Origin of the sequence: Paenibacillus terrae, from assembly GCF_000943545.1 — a bacterium.
GTDB lineage: Bacteria > Bacillota > Bacilli > Paenibacillales > Paenibacillaceae > Paenibacillus > Paenibacillus terrae_A.
Genome location: NZ_JTHP01000031.1, coordinates 49,096 through 68,631, shown reverse-complemented (window position 1 = coordinate 68,631; position 19,536 = coordinate 49,096). Strand labels below are relative to the sequence as shown.

Annotated in this window: 19 protein-coding genes and 1 pseudogene; 2 read left to right on the top strand and 18 right to left on the bottom strand. The window is 44.4% G+C overall.

All coding sequences use genetic code 11. From position 1 onward, the window contains the following. From QD47_RS15875 to QD47_RS33210, 4 genes and pseudogenes are all read right to left on the bottom strand, one after another. The coding region (locus QD47_RS15875; protein ID WP_044647056.1) for an S-layer homology domain-containing protein at positions 1-927 on the bottom strand (927 nt) is incomplete at its 3' end. 421 nt (positions 928-1,348) lie between these two features. Next, positions 1,349-2,056: a hypothetical protein gene (locus QD47_RS15870; protein WP_044647055.1), complete on the bottom strand. Its 708-nt coding sequence runs from the start codon at positions 2,054-2,056 to the stop codon at positions 1,349-1,351. Positions 2,057-2,355: 299 nt separating this feature from the next. Continuing rightward, a pseudogene (locus QD47_RS33215) lies at positions 2,356-2,975 on the bottom strand (transposase). A 20-nt stretch (positions 2,976-2,995) separates the two neighbouring features. After that, positions 2,996-3,601, bottom strand: a complete 606-nt coding sequence (locus tag QD47_RS33210; RefSeq protein ID WP_052646780.1) for a helix-turn-helix domain-containing protein — start codon at positions 3,599-3,601, stop codon at positions 2,996-2,998. A 115-nt stretch (positions 3,602-3,716) separates the two neighbouring features. On the opposite strand from QD47_RS33210, the gene QD47_RS15855 reads away from it, so the two are divergent. Then, a complete protein-coding gene (locus QD47_RS15855; RefSeq protein WP_044647054.1) occupies positions 3,717-4,454 on the top strand; it encodes a GNAT family N-acetyltransferase in 738 nt (245 codons plus the stop codon). Between the two features lie 115 nt (positions 4,455-4,569). Here QD47_RS15855 and QD47_RS15850 read toward each other — a convergent pair whose 3' ends face one another. The 10 genes from QD47_RS15850 to QD47_RS15805 form a co-directional block, all read right to left on the bottom strand. Next, positions 4,570-5,949 (bottom strand): amino acid permease, encoded by a 1,380-nt coding sequence (locus QD47_RS15850; protein WP_044647053.1) that lies wholly within the window; start codon positions 5,947-5,949, stop codon positions 4,570-4,572. A 512-nt stretch (positions 5,950-6,461) separates the two neighbouring features. After that, positions 6,462-6,683, bottom strand: coding sequence for a helix-turn-helix domain-containing protein (locus QD47_RS15845; protein WP_044647052.1), 222 nt, complete (start codon positions 6,681-6,683; stop codon positions 6,462-6,464). 320 nt (positions 6,684-7,003) lie between these two features. Then, positions 7,004-7,447: a HEAT repeat domain-containing protein gene (locus QD47_RS15840; RefSeq protein ID WP_044647051.1), complete on the bottom strand. Its 444-nt coding sequence runs from the start codon at positions 7,445-7,447 to the stop codon at positions 7,004-7,006. Between the two features lie 642 nt (positions 7,448-8,089). Beyond that, positions 8,090-8,614: a VOC family protein gene (locus tag QD47_RS15835; RefSeq protein WP_044647050.1), complete on the bottom strand. Its 525-nt coding sequence runs from the start codon at positions 8,612-8,614 to the stop codon at positions 8,090-8,092. Between the two features lie 51 nt (positions 8,615-8,665). Continuing rightward, the gene (locus QD47_RS15830) at positions 8,666-9,292 is read right to left on the bottom strand and encodes a type 1 glutamine amidotransferase family protein (RefSeq protein ID WP_044647049.1); all 627 of its coding nucleotides are present in this window, start codon (positions 9,290-9,292) and stop codon (positions 8,666-8,668) included. Positions 9,293-9,405: 113 nt separating this feature from the next. Then, positions 9,406-10,368, bottom strand: coding sequence for a helix-turn-helix transcriptional regulator (locus QD47_RS15825; RefSeq protein WP_044647048.1), 963 nt, complete (start codon positions 10,366-10,368; stop codon positions 9,406-9,408). A gap of 112 nt (positions 10,369-10,480) precedes the next feature. Continuing rightward, complete coding sequence (gene rlmD, locus QD47_RS15820) at positions 10,481-12,154, bottom strand: 23S rRNA (uracil(1939)-C(5))-methyltransferase RlmD (RefSeq protein ID WP_044647047.1); 1,674 nt, start codon at positions 12,152-12,154, stop codon at positions 10,481-10,483. Between the two features lie 242 nt (positions 12,155-12,396). Then, the gene (locus QD47_RS15815; RefSeq protein ID WP_043922646.1) at positions 12,397-13,278 is read right to left on the bottom strand and encodes a diacylglycerol kinase; all 882 of its coding nucleotides are present in this window, start codon (positions 13,276-13,278) and stop codon (positions 12,397-12,399) included. A 185-nt stretch (positions 13,279-13,463) separates the two neighbouring features. Further along, on the bottom strand, positions 13,464-14,237 hold the full coding sequence (locus QD47_RS15810) for a sirohydrochlorin chelatase (protein WP_082067199.1): 774 nt from the start codon (positions 14,235-14,237) through the stop codon (positions 13,464-13,466). Then, positions 14,237-14,527, bottom strand: coding sequence for a YerC/YecD family TrpR-related protein (locus QD47_RS15805; protein WP_014279885.1), 291 nt, complete (start codon positions 14,525-14,527; stop codon positions 14,237-14,239). Before QD47_RS15805 ends, QD47_RS15810 begins: the two co-directional genes overlap by 1 nt. A gap of 229 nt (positions 14,528-14,756) precedes the next feature. Here QD47_RS15805 and QD47_RS15800 point away from each other — a divergent pair, with 229 nt between their 5' ends. Then, the gene (locus tag QD47_RS15800) at positions 14,757-15,284 is read left to right on the top strand and encodes a tyrosine protein kinase (RefSeq protein ID WP_044647045.1); all 528 of its coding nucleotides are present in this window, start codon (positions 14,757-14,759) and stop codon (positions 15,282-15,284) included. A 6-nt stretch (positions 15,285-15,290) separates the two neighbouring features. Here the strand turns inward: QD47_RS15800 and corA are convergent, their stop codons facing one another. From corA to QD47_RS15780, 4 genes are all read right to left on the bottom strand, one after another. Beyond that, complete coding sequence (gene corA / locus QD47_RS15795) at positions 15,291-16,250, bottom strand: magnesium/cobalt transporter CorA (RefSeq protein ID WP_044647044.1); 960 nt, start codon at positions 16,248-16,250, stop codon at positions 15,291-15,293. 256 nt (positions 16,251-16,506) lie between these two features. Beyond that, positions 16,507-16,941 (bottom strand): GNAT family N-acetyltransferase, encoded by a 435-nt coding sequence (locus tag QD47_RS15790; protein WP_044647060.1) that lies wholly within the window; start codon positions 16,939-16,941, stop codon positions 16,507-16,509. A gap of 227 nt (positions 16,942-17,168) precedes the next feature. Further along, positions 17,169-17,897 carry an amino acid ABC transporter ATP-binding protein gene (locus QD47_RS15785; RefSeq protein ID WP_044647043.1) on the bottom strand — a complete coding sequence of 243 codons (729 nt, stop codon included), beginning with the start codon at positions 17,895-17,897 and terminating at the stop codon, positions 17,169-17,171. Then, complete coding sequence (locus QD47_RS15780; RefSeq protein WP_044647042.1) at positions 17,890-19,338, bottom strand: amino acid ABC transporter substrate-binding protein/permease; 1,449 nt, start codon at positions 19,336-19,338, stop codon at positions 17,890-17,892. Before QD47_RS15780 ends, QD47_RS15785 begins: the two co-directional genes overlap by 8 nt. Positions 19,339-19,536: the final 198 nt, after the last annotated feature.

Sequence of the window (19,536 nt, the reverse complement as noted above, 5' to 3'; positions counted from 1 at the left end):
CGGCGTCACTGGTGGTGTCACGGGCGGCGTCACCGGCGGCGTCACTGGTGGTGTCACGGGCGGCGTCACTGGTGGTGTCACGGGCGGTATCGGCTCTATTGGTGTTACCGGACGATCGGGCCTTGAGCTGTGTCTTTTAGGCTCATCAATTTCCGGATTCACAGGTTGGTTATTAACCTCCGGTGCCAAGTCGACCACTGTTTTCTCCGGTTCCGGCTGGCTAGGCGACTGATTCGTCGTTACAGCTCCGTTTCTTAATGATTCCAGCAAACGCTTGGCACGCTCTCTCAGATCGTCACCACCTAGCCATACCCGATAAGCAACCAACGTAGCATCCTGTCGTGTCACAAATTTTTTGGGATGGAAATAATGATTCGTATCCCCCTCTATCAGCTCTAATCGCTCCATCAGCCACACGCTCGTTTGTGCATAGTCTGATATATCAGACTGATCCACAAAACTGGATATACCGGAAGAACGGGTATCTTCAGAAACACCAAAATACCGGGCATACCAAACGGCCATATCCTGACGAGTCAAATTGTGCTTGGCACCGAATAATTGATCACTAATTCCTTTGGTAATATTCTCTTTCTGCAAGGTCTGAACATAAGGGAAAGCCCAGGGAGACACATCACGAAAAGAAATAACGTCTTTGTCATTCGATGTGCGTTTTAAGGTTTTAGCGAAAATGCTAGCCCATTCCTGCCGCAAAATAAAATGTATAGGCCGAAAGCTACCATCCTGATAACCCGTAACATAACCTTGAGCAGCCATGGCCTCAATCGCATCCGCTGCGTAGGAATGTTCAATATCGTTAAAGGCCCTATCTGCAAAAACAGGCACAGTATGTATACAGAACAACCAAACAGCCAGTAAACCAGCCATGTATTGCCTAATTCGTTTTAACTTTTTTTCACATCTCATTATTTTAAATCATTACACCTCCTCTACGAGATAGCATTGGATCACTTTCACCTGTCCCTTTGTTTCAACTTTGAAAATAACCCCTTTTGTTTTCAAACGGATTTTCATTTTTTTCTATTAACACCAAACTGTATATACTTAAGTTATCGGAATAATCACCCCAGGATTGAATAAGGCCAGTAAAAAAAGTAGTTCTAGCAATTCTGTTCTCATGCTAATTTATATACTTTTAAAGCCGTATATCCCAATCACTTAACAATGGTTTTCATTGGTAATTAAATGTATAGCCTTATCCGGCTGTTATTTCGATTACGCATACAAATAAAACAAGAGATAACATCATGTATCCGCATTTGGCATGGAGAATACAATGTTATCTCGTTATCATGTAGAGTCTACTATTTAAATCCCGTTTGCTCTTTTATTCTTCTATAAACTCAGAACCCTTATAAACATAATAATAACCATTTAAAGTTCCATTTTGCGGATAAGCAGCAGGATCTTTGTCTTTTATTTGACTTACAAGCTCTCGATTTATAAACGTAGGGGTTCCTTCCTCGATTAGCGCTTCGGCAGACATCCCACTGATAGGTCTTACTGTACTGGACCAGAAAGTAACTAAATAGACATCGTCAGCATTAAAATGATATCGTCCTTCACTTGGTGTTCCCTCATAAAATAGCTCCGCCAAAGAAGTCGCTTCTGACCCTCTCAAAAAAATTCGAATATCACTAGTTCCATTCCATCTATGAGGAATTCCACCTCTGGGATTTATATACTCTACAACCTCTGGCTCCTGATCGCGAATAAAATCAATAACCGTAAATTTATAAACGCTATCCGTTACACTCTTGGTTACAACTCCTGTTGTTTTACCTGTTTTATAGCCGCTGAAATTCCCATACACATTTGGGGTTTTGCTGATAGCGTCAAAAAACTTTTTCTGATCCATTTCTCCTGCTCTTCCAGATACTGGAGTCAATCTGTAGGTCTTGATCTCCGTGCCCTTGTACTTATCCCAAGCGTATTCGTAATAAGCATCTGCATAAGTTACTCCACCGTTCCAGCCCACAGATGCCACCATGAGAATACCTATTATCAAGAATAATGGCCATTTTTTCAACAACATGCCCTCAACCTCTTTTCTCCAAGTTAATTCAAATCATTATTACCAGTATATCTTTTCAATCATCCTACTAACAGTTAAAATTTAGAAGAAAGTATAGATAATTTATGTCCTTTGTATATTGGCTAGACCTAAACAAAATTAGTACTTTCTTTCTACTTCTCTTTGGTTTATTATTCGTTATTATGTATTATTATTCATTGCTCTTCGCTCTATTGGATGGGTAAAGCCAGCTAGAGTAGAAACATAGGTTGGACCATTTTAATAGACTTCTAACCCCTTGGTATAAAAGGGGAGGGGAACTACCCTCGACGAGCTGCGAGCGTTGGAAGTCTAAGCTTATTCGCCGTCATGTACACCATTACGATCAAGTTTTGGACATTACGGTAGCCCCGTGCCTTTCTCTTAGCAGCTTGGATCAGCCCATTTATACCTTCCAGGAAGCCGTTCGTCATCCGGCTGTGAAACCATCGTAACATGCCTTCCTCATGTCGCTTCAAGGTTTTAGATAGTTCCATAATAGGTTTCAGTTGGGAGCGTCTGGCCCAACCCAGCCATTCCCGTAAATAGATGTCCGATAAAATATGAGGTTGTGTCCAGAATTCCTGCAGAGATAGCTTTAAGCGATAAGCTGTCCCGGTTTGAAAATGTCCGTCCTTTAGCTTACTCAACTCCACTTTCTGTTTTTCCTTTAAAGCGGATGCGTTTTTTAGCCAGAGATATCTGCTGTGTTTTAGTTCAGGAGCGGCTTTTGTTCCTCTCTGCGAACGTCGTCAACGGCTTCATTCACCATTTTCATGACGTGAAATTTATCAAAGGTAATTTCAGCCGTAGGGAACTGTTCCTGAATACCTCGGATGAAGGCGGGCGACATATCACAGCAGATTTCTTGAATCTGTGTGGCTGTAGCCCCTTTATGAATCAGATGTTGCTTAAATTTCTCTAGCGTATCCTTGCTCTTTCCGTTGCAAACAGTACCGTTTTGGTATCTACATCTACAAATAAGGTAATATAGCGGTGGCCCCGGCGTGACGATGTTTCGTCTACAGCAATTCGCTTCACTCCAGTCAGATTCAGTTCATTCATGGCTACATGAACATAGTGATGAAAAATTCGCCACATCCGCGTATCGTGTTCCCGGAGCTCTCTAGCGGCTGCACTCACCGGCATCTCAGCCATGAGACGCATGGCCCAAGCGTCGAATTGCAGGGTAAAGTGTGACATGGGTCGTGACCACTTGACAGGGACAAGGATTACCTTGTTGCAGTTCGTGCAGTTGGTTCGAGGGACACGGGCATGCATATAGGTTTTCCAGTTCCAAAAATCCAGATGGCGCCATTGCTTCTTCTCCGCATCATAGGCTTTGCAGGTAGTCCCACACGATGGACAGGCAAACAGGGCTCCTCTCTCGAAGTCAATGAAAAGATGCCAGGCTCCGTCTTTGTCGTCATATTCAATATGTGTCAATTCCCAGGGTTCTTCAAGCTCCAAAGCGAACTTAAACATTTCGGCAATCGTGTTATCTTTACTACTTAATGAGGTCCACATCGTCATTACCACCTATTAAAGTTATTTACTAGGCAGTATCGACAAATCCTCTATTCAACAGACAATAGGCATTCACTACAGCGAGGAAGCTTATTCATTTGTATGGAGGATACCTATGAACCTTAAAATGATTGAAGAGCTATCCTTGAACAACTGGCAGCCCCTGTCCACTTTGCTTTACGATGGATGGGTTTTGCGCTTTGCAGATGGTTATACCAAACGTGCCAACTCGATTAACCCGATTCATTATTCAACCTTTGACCTCGATCATAAAATTGAAGAGTGTGAGAGCTTATATTTCAATCGTAACTTGCCCGCAACCTATAAAATCACTCCCTTTATCCATCCTGAGCATTTAGATCGCATTTTAGAGGAAAAGGGCTATTCCCTCATGGACCCAACAAGTGTTCAAACCTTAAAGCTGGATAACCTAAGCAGCCCCCAACTAAATTCGGTGAAAATAGATGAACATATGAATGAAGAATGGTTAGAGCATTTTTGCAGACTCAATCATGTGAAAGATCATCATAAGGGCATCATGGAACGCATGTTATCTAATATCATAACGAAGAAAGGGTTTATCTCGCTTTATGACAACAATCAAGTTATTGCTTGCGGTCTTGGAATTATCGAAAGAGAGTATCTAGGTTTATACGATATTGTGACCGATTTAAATTACAGAAATCAGGGCTTCGGGGAACAAATGATATTACATTTGCTCAAATGGGGACAAGAGCATGGGGCCAGACACAGCTATTTAGCCGTTGTAGCCGATAATAAACCTGCACAACGGCTTTATGCCAAACTGGGATACTCGGAAGTTTATACGTATTGGTATAGGGTTAAAGCTTGAGCCGTTTTTCCGTTTCCGAAGTAAGCTGCTTTTACCTTGGCAAAAGAAAAACCGAGCGAACTCAGGACGTAACCTGAATCTCGCTCGGTCGTGATCTCTGCATTTTAGCAGCCTTTTATTTCTTATCTAATTCTTCAATTCTCTGCCGCTTTCCTATGCCAAAGACAAAATAGCCGACAATGACGATCGCCATGAATGATGCTCCGACGATCAATGACGTGCGCGTGTCTGGATTGAACCACATTCCAACGATCACCAGGGACAAGAAGATAATGGTGATGTAGTTACTGATCGGGAAAAAACGAGACTTGAAGGGATGATTTCCCATTTCGTTCTTCCACTTTTTCCTGAATTTAAATTGGCTGATTGCCATTGCAAACCACGGTACCATGCCTGGAAGAACACTGGCGCTATAAATATACAGGAACAGCTTGGAATCAGGGATTAAGTAATTAAACAGCACTCCCACCAGCAGTAAGGAAATGGTCGCAATAATACTATTTCTGGGAACCCCGCTTTCGGAAACTTTCCCAAAGAACTTGGGGGCTTGTCCGTTTTTAGACAATGTATATAGCATTCTTCCCGCACTGTAAATCCCGCTGTTACAACCTGACATCGCGGCTGTGAGAACAACGAAATTGATGATACCCGCAGCGGCCACAATCCCAACTTTGGCAAAGGTTAGAACGAAAGGACTGCCGATCTCGCCAATTTGGTTCCAAGGATAGATCGTAACAATAACAAAGATCGCACCCACGTAAAAAATTAGAATACGCCAGATGATATTTTTAATAGCTTTCCGCAGCGTCATTTTCGGATTTTCTGCTTCACCCGCCGTAATGCCCACCATCTCTATACCTTGATAAGCGGCCGTTACAATACAGAGCGCGAATAAAAATCCTTTCAAACCACCTGCAAAAAAACCGCCATGGCTGTACAGATTGGAGAGACCAATCGGTTGCCCGCCGTTCCCCAAGCCAAAGAAGATCATACCCGTGCCAATAATCAGCATAAAGATAATGGCGACAATCTTAATCATGGCAAACCAAAATTCAAATTCTCCATAAAATTTCACAGCCGCCAAATTAGCTAACGCAATAATGATTACACCTGCCAAGGCTGGCAGCCATTGCGGAATGTCAGGGAACCAATAGCCCACGTACACTCCAATCGCAGTAACCTCCGCCATCCCTACAGTAACCCATAAAAACCAATAGCTCCAAGCGGTCAAAAAACCGGCCAAAGGGCTAATATATTTATGTGCAAAAGTAGCGAATGAGCCTGTCACCGGTTCGAGAATCAGCATTTCTCCCATCATCCGCATGACAAAAAACATAATAATCCCGGCTAAGAGATAGGCCAACAGCACAGAAGGCCCCGCCCATTTTATCGTACTTGCTGACCCCATAAACAAGCCAACGCCAATGGTGCCTCCAAGCGCAATCAGCTCAACATGCCGTGGCTTTAGCCCTCTCGTTAATTGTTTCGATTCCAAAAAAACGCTCCCCTTCGTATATGTTCATCATCAAACTGAAAGATATGGAAAACAGCCCCTATCCCAAAAAGGATATCGAGATATCAGGCTGCCGTGATGCTGATTTTCCAATATAGAGATACTTCATCATCCGAGTGCGTACAAGGAAATCACGTCCAAATATGAATCAAGCCTTGCTGTTCCTGAGTCCGACCCTGTAGCAATGAAAGAATTGTATGACAAAAAAAACGGAAAATCAACACTTGTTAATTAACCAATGGTTAAAGAATAATGGTAAAAAATAGAGGAGCAAATTTGTCGTTGCAACAGTTTATTCACTATGACCACGCTTAGAGCTAATATATTTTAAGGAAACGTGTTTATCAACGACAAACTTCACTATTGCACCATCAAAAATGATCATTTTCCTACAATTTATCTACAGATAATTCTTAGTTGCTTTCTTTGCATTTCTGATATGTATTTCATAGCTTGCTCAAAAAGTATTCCTTTAACGTTATAGAATAGAAATTTTATTGGTTTGTATCTTTCACATACTTGAGCAATTCTCCAGGCTGGCAATCCAGCGCAGCACAAATACGGTCAAGTGTATCCAACGTAATGGATTTAACGTCTGCCCCACCGTCAGACACCCACTGACTTATCGTATTGGGGCGTATCCCTGATTTTTTTGCCAAAGCATACATCGTCATTTCCCTGTCTTTCAGCATTTCATCGACCATAAACTTTATCATTTATATACATCCTCAGTTCATTTTATTTTGAAGAAATATAATAACCATAAATTATCTAATACCGAGTCGGAATACATTCAATTCTCCAATGAATGTGACCAATATTTCAATGAATGTGACCCATATTTCAAAGAAATTCGGCAATTAAATAAGATGTAACACATTAAAAATCACACAAACGAGGAAAAGATACAAACATACCAACTCCCAATATTATAAGTAAAAAAACCTTAACAAAGATAACCCCTTATCCCTGTTAAGGTTTTGTCTGCATTACCAGTAACAATCCTTAAAATACATTCAGTTGTAGGATTCCGACATTATCTTGTGGATAACGAAGCCCATTTTTGCTCCAGCCACTGATCAAACTCAGCACCCTTGTCACCTTCATAGATGTCAAAAATATCGACTCTCATCTTGTGCAACTTCTCGCGAAAATCGTTATAGGTATGGTCGGCTGGCAGGCTTTTTTTAATCCGCACCAGGATCTTTGTCAAGCCCTTAACAAGCTCACCCTCTTTGCGCACAGGCGGCTGTACATTCTCGCCCCATTCCTGAAGTTTGCGGTAAGCGGCTTCCTGAACGGCATATACCGTATCATTATTCAATCGATGTGTTAGCACGTCAATCGTCTGTTGGTTCTTCCATGCACTCAAATCATTCACCGCAGCTAGACGCGCTTTCCAATCGGAGGTTCGGTTTACGGCTACTTTAAGCTGCTCATATACTTCTGTAAATTCCTGTTGAGTTTCGTTGTTTTCCAAAATAATCTCATCCTTTTCTATATCTGACTCAATCTATATTCGATCCTATAACGGTTCCACCATCAGAACGCTTTGTTCACCTGTTCTTCAACCCTGTGACTTTACTAAAAAATCACTCCATTTGATGTTCATCATGATTGCCGTTTGTTAAATATAACATACTTGCAGGTCTTCTTCATATCTCGAACCATCTTCTTTATTTACAAACTTACGTGGAAAGTTAAATTGAGCTGTTGATTGGTCAGGCTTTCTTGCTTTGTATCACCAGAATTCATACAAAACTTCATCTATCCATCTGCATTTTTAGTTGGAGTAGCACAAGCTTTTATGAAAACATATGTTCGTTTATTATTAGTGGGTTGAAAAATATATTCAGCATGAAAAGAGGAGATTCATATAACCATTCATTAATAGACATAAAAAAGAAGACGTGAATAGCTCACGTCCTCATTTCGTCCCCAACGAACCCCTCTACTCACTCTACACCCTTATATACCAAGCGTGCGATGCTCTCCACATGCCTTGTGGCGGTGATCATGATGCCCTATAAAGCTGGTAGCCCCTTGGCGACACGGTATATTTTCGAAGGGTTGCTTTTTCAACCTCAAAATTTAACACTTTTTATCAAGACAGTTATTGCATTTATTCTCCACTAAAGCTTTTGGCCCATTCAGCAACCCTCCGACTACTTTCTTCTTCTGACAAATCCTCAATCCTAGTCATAATAGACCATCTTACTCCAAAAGGATCCAATATACTTGCGAATCGATCACCTGAAACAAAGTTTGCAACCGGTTCCCTTACTTTTGCTCCTCTTGCTACCGCATTTTCAAGTACCTGATCAACATTAATTACGTAAATTCCTAAAGAATAACACGCATTGTCCTCATCTGGCGGCAAGGCCAATTTATATGCCGGATTCGCTGCTCCCAGCTGCAAAAAACCATTTCCAAAATCTAATTCCGCATGAACAATTATTTTATTGCCATTTCCATCAGGATATTCAGTAATATCCTTAACCCTTGCATTGAAAACAGTTTTATAGAACTCTATTGCCTCAGAAGGATTCTTCACTGTTATAAATGGGGTAATAGATGTAAAGCCGTTGGGTGTTCCATTCTTTGTATATTTACCTGACACTCCCATATATTCTCTGCTTTCAGTCATTTTTACTCCTCCTTTAAATGATCATAACATATCAATTTTATGCTTATACCTTCATTGGATTGAATTCATCAACTCATAGAAATACTTGGATTCATGAGTCTTATTAAGACTATACCAGGCATCTAATGTTTTTGAAGAAAACACACCCAGAGCTTTCAAGACGTGTACAGAAAATTCCAACGGAGCTATTCCAGATGCAGTGATCAGTTTTCCATCAGTTACAACAGACTCCATTTTGTAATACTTTTCGCCCGTGTAAGTGGGACAGATCATTTTAAGGTATTCCAGATCATTGCTTGTATGCCAACGTGAATTCAGCAATCCTGTCTGGGCAAGTCCCATTGTAGCACCACAAATCGCTGCAACCAATATACCTTCCTTTAAACACCTCTCAGCGATTTTTAAGATGGGTTGGTGAATTGTTTCTGTCCATGTATCTCCACCGGGTAAAATCAATGTATCTGTGCTTTCAATGCTGCACTCATCCAGTTTGATGTCAGGCAGTATTTTCAATCCGCCCATTGTAGTTACAGGAGTCTTTTCAATTCCCACGGTAACTATTTTTGATGGGGCCAGCCCCTTCTTATAATATCTTCCCGAGTTCAGTTCGGCAGTTAAGTAACCTATTTCCCAATCTGACATTGTGTCAAACACATAAAGGTATACCGTATTATTCATTTGCACGTTCTCCTTATTTTACAATTCATCAAGTGATACCAACCATCCATCGGTAATCAATGATTATCATCATTATAAAATAGCTTCACTGACATCTGCTGTCAGTGAAGCTATTAAAGTTGATAATATTCCATTAACTCCGACGCAACAGCAACAAGTTTTTCCTTCAAACTCTGTGGTTCGATTACTTGAATGGATGTCCCGTAGGATAGGAGAAAATAAGGGACATATATATGAATTGATTTTTCTTCAAGTAAAAAGATTGCTTGATTTGATGTCCGCTCTTTCAGATGATGCCCCAAAAACCAATGCAGGCATAAGTCATCCAATGCCTCTGACCTGCCTCCGATAATTAAAGAAATTAACCCGTCCTTGCCCACTAAATCAGGTAACAGATTTTGCATAAAAAATTCACGGGCCGAAAAAGCTTCGGGACGCTTAAATATTATTTGAGTACGCTTGATTTGTAGAATTCGATCTGCCCGAAAGCTACGGATCTCATTCCTTAGGTGGCAAAATGCAACAGTATACCATTTATTGTTCCAGTAGACCATTCCATAGGGGTCTATCACCCTATTCTTGGGTTGTTCTTCATGGCTTGTGCGATAATCAATTTCTACAGAGAATTCGTTTGCTACAGCCTGCTCCAATTCCGCCAATACCGGCTGAACAGAAGGGTCTCCCATGCGGTTTATAACTTCAAATCCGGCTAAATGACGGCTAAGTATACTTTCCTGCTCCTGATTCGAATACATTTTCAATTTTGATGTCGCATTGCCTAACGCCTCACTCAAAGGGTATCCGGCTTCTTTTGCAAAAACAGCAGCATGAAGGAGTGCCTTTTTTTCCTCAATATCAAATAGCAGAGGTGCTCTGATAAAATTATTCAGCAAGCTATACCCGCCATTATGACCTGTGTCGGATATTATAGGCACTCCACTGGCACATAGTGCATCAATATACCGATAAACTGTCCTTATATTTATTTCTAACTTTTCGGATATTTGTTTTGCAGTCATTTTTACGCCTGAATTCAGCATCCATAGAATGGCCAGCATATTATCGTTTTTTGGCATAAGATGAATCCTCATCTTTCATTAAACCTCAATAATTTATAAATATCTTTTTTATCTTCTCAAGGATCGCACTAAATGATTAGCTTTGCGAATCGCCAGCATCCCTTATTCATCAATCTTTCAGCCTTTCAATCCTCGCAATGCTCTCCACATGCACCGTATGCGGAAACATATCCACGGGCTGCACTTCCAGTGTGCGGTACCCGCCATCCTCCAGTATCCTTAAATCCCGTGCCAGCGTACTCGGATTGCAGGATACATAGACCACGCGCTCTGGCTTCATCTCCAGAATGGTTTCGAGCAGGCGAGGATCGCAGCCCTTGCGGGGTGGATCGACGACGATGACGTCGGCTGTGATGCCTTGCTCTTTCCATGCGGGGATGACGTCTTCGGACGCGCCTACCTCAAACTTCACATTGCGCATATTGTTCAACAGCGCATTACTCCGTGCATCCTCAATAGCTTCTTTGACGATCTCCACTCCGTATACCTGATCCGCATGTTGAGCGAGGAACAAGGAAATGGTGCCGATACCGCAGTATGCGTCGATCACCGTTTCTTTACCCGTGAGTCCGGCATATTCGACGGTTTTGCTATACAACACTTCGGTTTGAACGGGGTTCACCTGATAAAAGGACCTCGCGGAAATAGCAAATTGGACGTTTCCGATGTAATCATAGATCACGTCACGGCCCCATAGTACACGGGTTTCGTCGCCAAAAATAACATTCGTTCGCTTGGTATTCACGTTCTGGCAAATGCTTGCCACGTGTGGGATATGCTCACGAATACTACCGATCCAGGCATCTGCGTGCGGGATATCTCGTCCATTCGTGACAAGGACCAGCATCATTTCACCTGTACGAAAAGCAGTCTTTACGACGACATGGCGCAGCAGCCCGCGTCCAGTTTCTTCATTGTATGCGCTGATGCCCAGCGTCCGTCCAATCTCTTTGACACGCGCGACAACCTCGTCGTTACGCTCGTCCTGTATGAGACAGGTGTCCATATCCACGATACGATGACTACCACGTGCGTAGAAGCCGCCGACAAGTCCGCCTTCGGTGACGCCGATCGGCACTTGGGCTTTGTTACGGTACCGCCACGGCTCGTTCATGCCCAGCGTAGGAAGTACCTTCAAAGTAGCTTGTTCACCTGCGATGGAACCTTCATTTCCCTCCACCTTCAGCTTCCCGATACGCTCCAGCACGTCCACGACATACTGGCGTTTCCAGCCCAGCTGCGCTTCGTAGCTCATATGCTGAATCTGACAGCCGCCACACTGATCGTAGATGGCGCAGGGAGCTGCAATCCGGTCGGGGCTTGCCTGCACGATATCCAGCAGCTTGGCATAGCCGTACTGCTTTTTCGTTTTCAGCACCTTTATCCGTACCTTTTCACCCGGCAACGCGCCTGGAACGAACAGTGTAAAGCCCTCAACACGCCCCACGCCTTCGCCGTCATGGTTCATGCCGATGATGTCCATCACGGCTTCATCGTTTTTTTGCACTGGCAGATCGGTACGCTCTGCACTAACTCGGTTACGATTGGATGCATCCTGACTTCGTCCACCACGGGAGGCGCGATGCGATCCACGTCCCTTTTCCGATGTCTTCCGTTCCCTTTCCTGCTCACTTCCACTCGCACTTCCATTTCCTGTTCCAGCTCGAAGCTGTCCCTGTCCTCTTTCACTGTTCATCGGCACGGTCTTTTTCTGCGGCTTCCCTTGAATGGGAGCTGCTGCATTCCGGCGGCTTTTTCCACGTCCGCTATGGTTACTCGTCATTATAGATGTCACTTCTTTCTGATAATCTTTTCAAACCTGTTCATGCTCATGATCGGCATACAGCCTCATATATAATCACGCGGCCATCGCTCCACTCATTAACGCCAGTACCGTGAACTCGAAAATGCCGTTACTCCCCACGGAGAACGGCAAGAACCGATATCGTCACAACGAAAAATAACTTCCAACTCTACATTCCATATACTGTACTGCGATGAGAAGTGAGAACACTCACCGTCATTTTACCGAAAAACATTCAAATGCTGCGGCAAATTGCGGAAAGTCGCTGGCAGGGTACCACCCAGTTCGCCATCCAGATTAAGCTGGACATAGCCGGGCGAGGTTACTTCCATGTAATCCGTTTTAAAATAAACGATTTTCTTGTCCTGCAAGTGCTCACCGCGCAGCGCGAGTGTCACCAACCGAATCATTTCCGCCAGATTACATTTGCGCACAGCGATCACGTCGAGCAGCCCATCATCAATGGTCGCACCGGGCGCCAGCTTTTCAAATCCGCCCACCGAGTTCGTATTAGCAATCAGGAAAAGCATGAACTCGTCGTGTATCACTTCCTGACCCGATGCCTTGATAATCAGTTCTTGCGGGGCAAGGCTGACCATTTTCTCCACACCCTTAAAATAATAAGCCAACTGTCCAATCATCGTTTTCAGCTTACTGGGAACTTCATACGTAAGCTCGGTCAAAGTACCGCCACCCGCGATGTTAATAAAATAGCGGTCATTAGCTTTTCCGATATCCAGCGGCTTCGCATTTTGACGAATGACCAGATCGCAATAGTCCTCCCATTGCTTGGGAATGCCCAAGGCCCTGGCAAAATCATTCGTCGTACCTAACGGGAACACGCCCAAGGGCGGACGGTTTTCCCTTTCAGCCATTCCGTTAATAACTTCGTACAATGTACCATCCCCACCTGCGGCGATGATCATATCATACCCGCGCTCAATGGCATCCATCGTCTCACGAGTTGCATCCCCTTCTCCCGTCGTTGCATGGCAAGAGGCTTCAATACCACCTTCATCCAGACGCTGCAAAATGTCCGCAAGGCGACGCTTCATTTCCTCGCGTCCGGAGGTCGGATTATAGATTAATCTAGCACTTTTCATTCCCGTTACGCCACCCGTATATTTAATGATATTTATGTTTATATTCTCATTCATCACATTCACTCTATACAAAATATCATCATACTGGAAAAAGGCCTCTTTTACAATAAAAGAAGCCTACGCTTACCTAAATACGGAAATTTCAGGCTATGATAAAGTTGTAGCTGAACCAAGCGCCCTGTTGCTCAATCTTGCTTCTGCATTCTTTGCAGCAGTTCACAAATTTGCCCGTTCATCCAGCTTGTGAGCAGGGGATGCGGCAGCAGAGGATCTCCCGAATAACGGTATTCAAGCCCCTGTAATCGTCCAGGAATGATATGACTTGTAAAATATCCCGAGCTTAAAAAAAGCGGCGCCACAATAACATCATGACCCCGCTCCTGCTTCCAGTACGCTGCCTTATCATATACACTCTCAGGATTCAGCAAGGCGTAGTCCGTAGCGATACTACTCACCCTTTGCACCGTACGGGCTAACGAAGAAATCCCTCGCTCCCAGCGCTGAAAAAAACCATCATGCACACTGCCATGTCCCACGAGCAAAATAATCTCTCTCGCAGGGTTGACCGACAATGGGCTAACCTTGTCCCAAACCATGTGAGCCACATCTTCTCCGTCATCCAGCGGACTACCAAAATGCACACACGCCTTGATCCGAAAAGGCTTCAAATCCGTTTCCTTGTCTGGCGTATCCTTGACTCCCAGCGCATAACTGATCTCATCTACATGTGTGCTGCCCGACGACATAAATAAGGGCACAACCAGCAAATCTGTCACACCTAGAGCTTCCAAACGGTCAATACCATCCTGGATCAATCTTCCTTTAACCGTTTCCAAAAATGCAACCTCTAACGGCATGTCCTTCGGCAAATGAAGCTTTGCGGCCGCCTGATCCACCTGTTCCACCCAATACGACTCCCTTGAGCCATGGCTAATGACCAGTACCCCAGGGCTTCGCATTAGCGCCCCAGACGCTCAAGTGTCAATTTATACCCGTCATTACCGTAGTTCAGGCAACGTTTAACACGTGAAATCGTAGCTGTGCTAGCACCCGTCTCTGCTTCAATCTGATTATACGTACTACCTTTACCCAACATACGGGCAACTTCCAAACGTTGAGAGAGGGACTGAATTTCATTAATCGTGCACAAATCATCGAAGAATACATAGCACTCTTCCAAATTTTTTAGAGTTAGGATGGCTTCGAACAATTGATCAATACTTTTATCATTAAGCTTTTTGAGCTGCATGGATTATCATCTCCCAAGGTTACGATCTATCCTCATTGTACCCGAGGAATAGTTGGTTTTTCAAGCGTTAACGATTTCACGCATCACAGAACAGCATTATTTTTTTAGCAGGATCGTACTGTGCTACAGCCCAAATCCGCTTTTATACCTGATTTCGGGACACGCGCCTAAACCCACTGTGCGTTTGTAACATACAGTAGAGTATCAACCTACAAAGGAATGTGATCTCATGCCTGGAAACTACTATCATCGGAGGCCGCCACAGCGTTCCCTTTCCGATCCGTATAATTCATCTTCATATCCGGGACTCGACACGTACAGCGATGTTCCGCAAGTCGATTCCTCCGGAATCGTGCCTTATGAGGCACCATCAAGTATTACGGAATCTGCCGCCGTGGTCACACCTGATCCGGTCCCAGCCAAAGGAGGACTGCTCGGCGGTCTTGGCAACCTTGGTAACCTTCCCAATCTCAACGAAATTAAAGGCTTCATTGACCGTATGGGCGGCATTGACGGGATTGTCGCTACTTTCGGCAAGGTACAGAAGGTCATGTCCAGTGTGCAGCAATTTGCGCCAATGGCGAAGCTGATTATGGGCTCGCTCCCAGCATTCGGAAAATCCGCGAGCAAAAATTCTGCAACGGAACTCACCGAGGAATTGGATGAATACACACCACCGCGCACACGCCGGAAAAAGACACAGCGCAAAAGCACCACGACCCCGCGCAAACGTCCGCGCAAACGCAAAAGAAAGTAGGTTATTTTATTTGAACCAGCCCCGACGCATAAACCAGATTACCATCGCTGCACTTAATATGAACATAAAAAACAGCACTCCAAAATAACCATATTTCCAGCCCAGCTCGGGCATATACGAAAAATTCATACCATAGATACCCGCAATCAGCGTCAAGGGCATAAAAACAGTCGTAATGACGGTCAGCGTCTTCATGATTGAATTCATACGGTTGGAATTTAGCGAAATATAACTGTCTCTCAGGTCGGCTGTCATCTCGCGGTCGGCCTCCAGCATGTCGGTCAGCTTCAGCAGATGGTCATAAATATCCGTAAAATAGGCCATATGCTCCCCTTTACCCTGCACATGCTGCGAATTAAGGACCCTGTACATCAAATCCCGCATCGGCACAATTGTACGGCGCAGCTTGAGCAGCCTGCCTCGCAGGGCAAACACCTGCTTCATCAAGTCCTCCACCGATTCACGCCCGCCCAGGCCCTCCAGCTCTGCCAGCTCATCCTCAATCATGAACAAACTCGGGAAATAGTTATCCACCAGCTTGTCCACCACCGTATAAGCCGCAGCCAGCGGCCCACGCGACCAAATTTTGCGTTCATTGGCATGCTGGACAATCCGTTCCCAAGCCTGATCCAGCTCCTCCAGTTCATGATGATGGTATGTCACCAAGAAACGGCTGCTAATAAACATATCCACTTCTTCCGCATCCAATGTATCTACATCCAGCGCATGTACGACCAGAAACTGCACATCCTCGTAGTAATCCAGTTTTGGACGTTGCAGAACATGCAAACAATCTTCTACAGCCAACGGATGAAAATGAAAATAACTCGTCAGCAGCTCCGATTCATGATCGGTAGGCTCGCTAAAATCCACCCACATCCATATATAATCCTCCATGACGATCTGCTCCAGTGGCAGTCCCACCGTCACCTGATGATCATGGCCTATAACCAATGTACGTATCACCGTACGTCCCCCTCGCCTAACACTACTGTCATTGATTCTATTTACATTGTATATAAGCTATTTAGCGTTATACAAATCTCAAGCCCCATATTCATGCTTCATACAGCCAAATAAAGAAAAGGATATCTCCGGGCCATCACAATCCCCCAAGATATCCTTATAAAATATAAATCCAACTCAAACGATATGTTCCATCTCTCTATCTGATAAGAAGCTAACTTCAGGATTTTGCAAAATCCTCAACTTATAATGATAACTATGCTTCAATTAATTTCACAAAGCCTGTGCTTGTTGCTTCATAGCCTAACCGTCGATAAAATTGATGCGCATCCTGTCGCTCACTCCGATTACCGCTGTTCAAAGCAATGGCAACCAAACCATTCTCTTTGGCCCAAGCTTCCGCTTCCTGATTTAGCGCCTTGCCGATGCCTTTATTACGATGCTTCGAATCCATCACAAAAACAACGATACGCGCATAATCTTCATTTCTTTCATAAAAGATATCATAGTGTAGCCCAACCATCCCCACCACTTCCCCTTCAATTTCAGCAACCAGGGTATGATAGTTAGGATTTGAAGCGATACGCTCATATCTCTGCTTCATATCTTCAACTGATGTAGGATAACCAAGCTCCTCCATTAAATAAGCCAACGCCGGAATATCCTCGTGATGAGCAGTCCTTATCTTCAAAGTAAGCCCTCCACTTATGAAAATAAACATCATAAAAGAACAACCACCTACGTCCACGAAGTGCCACTCCGCGGTCGGATGGTGCTTCCCATCGCTGTTGCGCCCGGATTTCTCCAGCCATGAGCTTATTCAGAAAATCCGGGGGCAACAGCGATCGTAAGATCAAATGGACCGCGGAGCGTCTCACACGAGCACATCCCCGACTACATCCACAAACCCTGCCCCTCTTACAACACCTTTTCCAAGAAACTAATCGTCCGCTCATTTTGCGGATTACCGAATACCTCTTGTGGCGTTCCTTCCTCCACGATGTAGCCGCCGTCCATGAACACGACACGGTCGCTTACTTCGCGTGCAAAACCCATCTCATGCGTCACGATCATCATCGTCATACCTTCACGGGCCAGATCATTCATGACGCCAAGCACTTCTCCGACCATTTCAGGGTCAAGCGCCGAGGTCGGCTCATCAAACAGCATAATATCCGGGTTCATGGCCAGCGCGCGTGCAATCGCCACGCGCTGCTTCTGACCGCCGGACAACTGTCCTGGCAAGGCATCTGCCTTATCGGACAAGCCCACACGCTCCAGCAGCTTCAAGGCTGTCTCCCGTGCCTCTGCCTTGGACTGTTTACCCAGCTCTGTCGGCGCGAACATAATGTTCTTGAGCACCGTCATATGCGGGAACAGGTTGAAATGCTGAAACACCATACCTATATTTTCACGGACCTTGTTAATGTCCACGCTCTTGTCACTCAAGTTGTAGTCATCCACGATGACCTCGCCTGCTGTAATTTCCTCCAGCATGTTCATGCAACGTAAAAACGTGCTTTTCCCTGAACCCGAGGGGCCAATTACGCAGACAACCTCGCCTTCCTGCACTTGCATATCAATGCCTTTCAGCACCTCGTTACTACCATAGCTTTTTTTCAGGTTCCTGACGATAATTTTACCCACGGCGAACTCTCCCTTCAAGGCGGTTGGAAATTTTGGTCAGGACTGTAATGACGATAAGATACATCACCGCAACCACCAGCCAAATATCAAAGGATTGGAACGTCCGCGCAATAATGATCTTACCCGATTGGGTCAATTCGACCAGACCGATAACGGACAAAATTGACGTATCCTTCAACGTAATAACCAACTGATTAATAAACGACGGGATCATGATTTTCACAGCCTGCGGCAAAATGATTTTGAGCATAGCCGTCCGGTATGGCAAGCCAAGCGAACGAGCCGCTTCCATTTGTCCCGGATCAATGGACTGAATACCGCCACGGATGATCTCCGTCACATAAGCTCCCGCGTTCAGAGACAACGTCAGTACGGCTGCAACAAAGAGCGGCATTTTGAAATCCAGTGCCTGCGGAATCCCAAAGTAAATAAAGAAAGCAAGTACGATCAGCGGAATACCACGGAATACATCGACAAAAACTGTTGCAATACCACGGAACAGTTTATTGTGACTCACCTTCATAAAGCCAAACACCAGACCCAGCACAAAAGCTACCAGCAGGGATACAAGCGTGTACAGCAGCGTATTTCCCATTCCTTTGATCAGCGAAGGCAGAGAAGCGGAAATGAGTTCCCAACGACCAAGCTCTACAGGTGCCGCACCTTTACCGGATTCGCCCAGATACTTGGACATGATTTTGTCATATTCCCCGCTGTTGCGAAGATTCACAAGCCCTGCATTAAATTTCTCCACCAGTTCCTGGTTTTTGCCTTTATTGACAGCGAAACCGTAAGAACCACCTTTTTCCTTATCCGTCACAAGCTTGAGTCCATTATTCTGTGTCACTCCGTATGCCAGCACCGGATAATCATCAAAACATGCAACTGAGTTTCCAGTCTTAACCTCATCGTACATTTGAGAGGAATCATCGAACGGAACCGTAGTAAAGCCATATTTGGCCTTAATGGACTCCGCGAACGTGTACCCTTCTGTTCCCGTTTTGACAGCGACACGCTGCCCTTTCAGGTCCTCATAGCGCTTAATCGTATCGTTATCCTTACGGACCGCCATGACGACACCTGAATCAAAATACGGTTCAGAAAAATCAAATTTTTGCTTACGTTCATCTGTAATACTCATCCCGGCAATAACGCCGTCCACTTGATTCGTTTCAAGTGCCTGCACTGCCGCATTAAAGCCAAGAGGCTTGATGATATAGTCAAAATTCTGATCCTTGGCAATAGCAGCCAGCAGATCCATGTCGATTCCGACAAATTTACCATCTACATCTTCAAACTCAAAAGGCGCGAACGTTGTATCCGTGCCGATATCATATTTTGTTTTGTTTTCTGCATGTGCCACTACGCCAAAATTACCGGCCAGGGCAACCACAAAAAACAGACAAATCATGAGTGCTGTTAGTTTACCAGATTTTTGCATAAGTTCCTCCAGTCAGTTGAACGGTTCAAAGTTTTTTGTTTATTCTACAGGAGTTATCAAAAATTGACTACTTTGATGTCAGATATTTTTTTATAATGTTTCATGGATCTGTCTGGTCGGGTAAGGTTTTAAAAGACCTGTTTTTACCCCTTTAATGCCAATAAGCCCCTGCCGCAAAAAGCGGACGGAAGCTTATTG

Coding starts and splice junctions, on each gene's coding strand:
- QD47_RS15845 (WP_044647052.1), bottom strand. CDS start 6,683: ATGATAAAGTTTATGGTCGATGAAATGCTGAAAGACAGGGAAATGACG.
- rlmD (WP_044647047.1), bottom strand. CDS start 12,154: ATGACGAGTAACCATAGCGGACGTGGAAAAAGCCGCCGGAATGCAGCA.
- QD47_RS15835 (WP_044647050.1), bottom strand. CDS start 8,614: ATGACTGAAAGCAGAGAATATATGGGAGTGTCAGGTAAATATACAAAG.
- QD47_RS15870 (WP_044647055.1), bottom strand. CDS start 2,056: ATGTTGTTGAAAAAATGGCCATTATTCTTGATAATAGGTATTCTCATG.
- QD47_RS15805 (WP_014279885.1), bottom strand. CDS start 14,527: ATGCAGCTCAAAAAGCTTAATGATAAAAGTATTGATCAATTGTTCGAA.
- QD47_RS15780 (WP_044647042.1), bottom strand. CDS start 19,338: ATGCAAAAATCTGGTAAACTAACAGCACTCATGATTTGTCTGTTTTTT.
- QD47_RS15830 (WP_044647049.1), bottom strand. CDS start 9,292: ATGAATAATACGGTATACCTTTATGTGTTTGACACAATGTCAGATTGG.
- QD47_RS15825 (WP_044647048.1), bottom strand. CDS start 10,368: ATGCCAAAAAACGATAATATGCTGGCCATTCTATGGATGCTGAATTCA.
- QD47_RS15855 (WP_044647054.1), top strand. CDS start 3,717: ATGAACCTTAAAATGATTGAAGAGCTATCCTTGAACAACTGGCAGCCC.
- QD47_RS15800 (WP_044647045.1), top strand. CDS start 14,757: ATGCCTGGAAACTACTATCATCGGAGGCCGCCACAGCGTTCCCTTTCC.
- QD47_RS15810 (WP_082067199.1), bottom strand. CDS start 14,237: ATGCGAAGCCCTGGGGTACTGGTCATTAGCCATGGCTCAAGGGAGTCG.
- QD47_RS33210 (WP_052646780.1), bottom strand. CDS start 3,601: ATGTGGACCTCATTAAGTAGTAAAGATAACACGATTGCCGAAATGTTT.
- QD47_RS15815 (WP_043922646.1), bottom strand. CDS start 13,278: ATGAAAAGTGCTAGATTAATCTATAATCCGACCTCCGGACGCGAGGAA.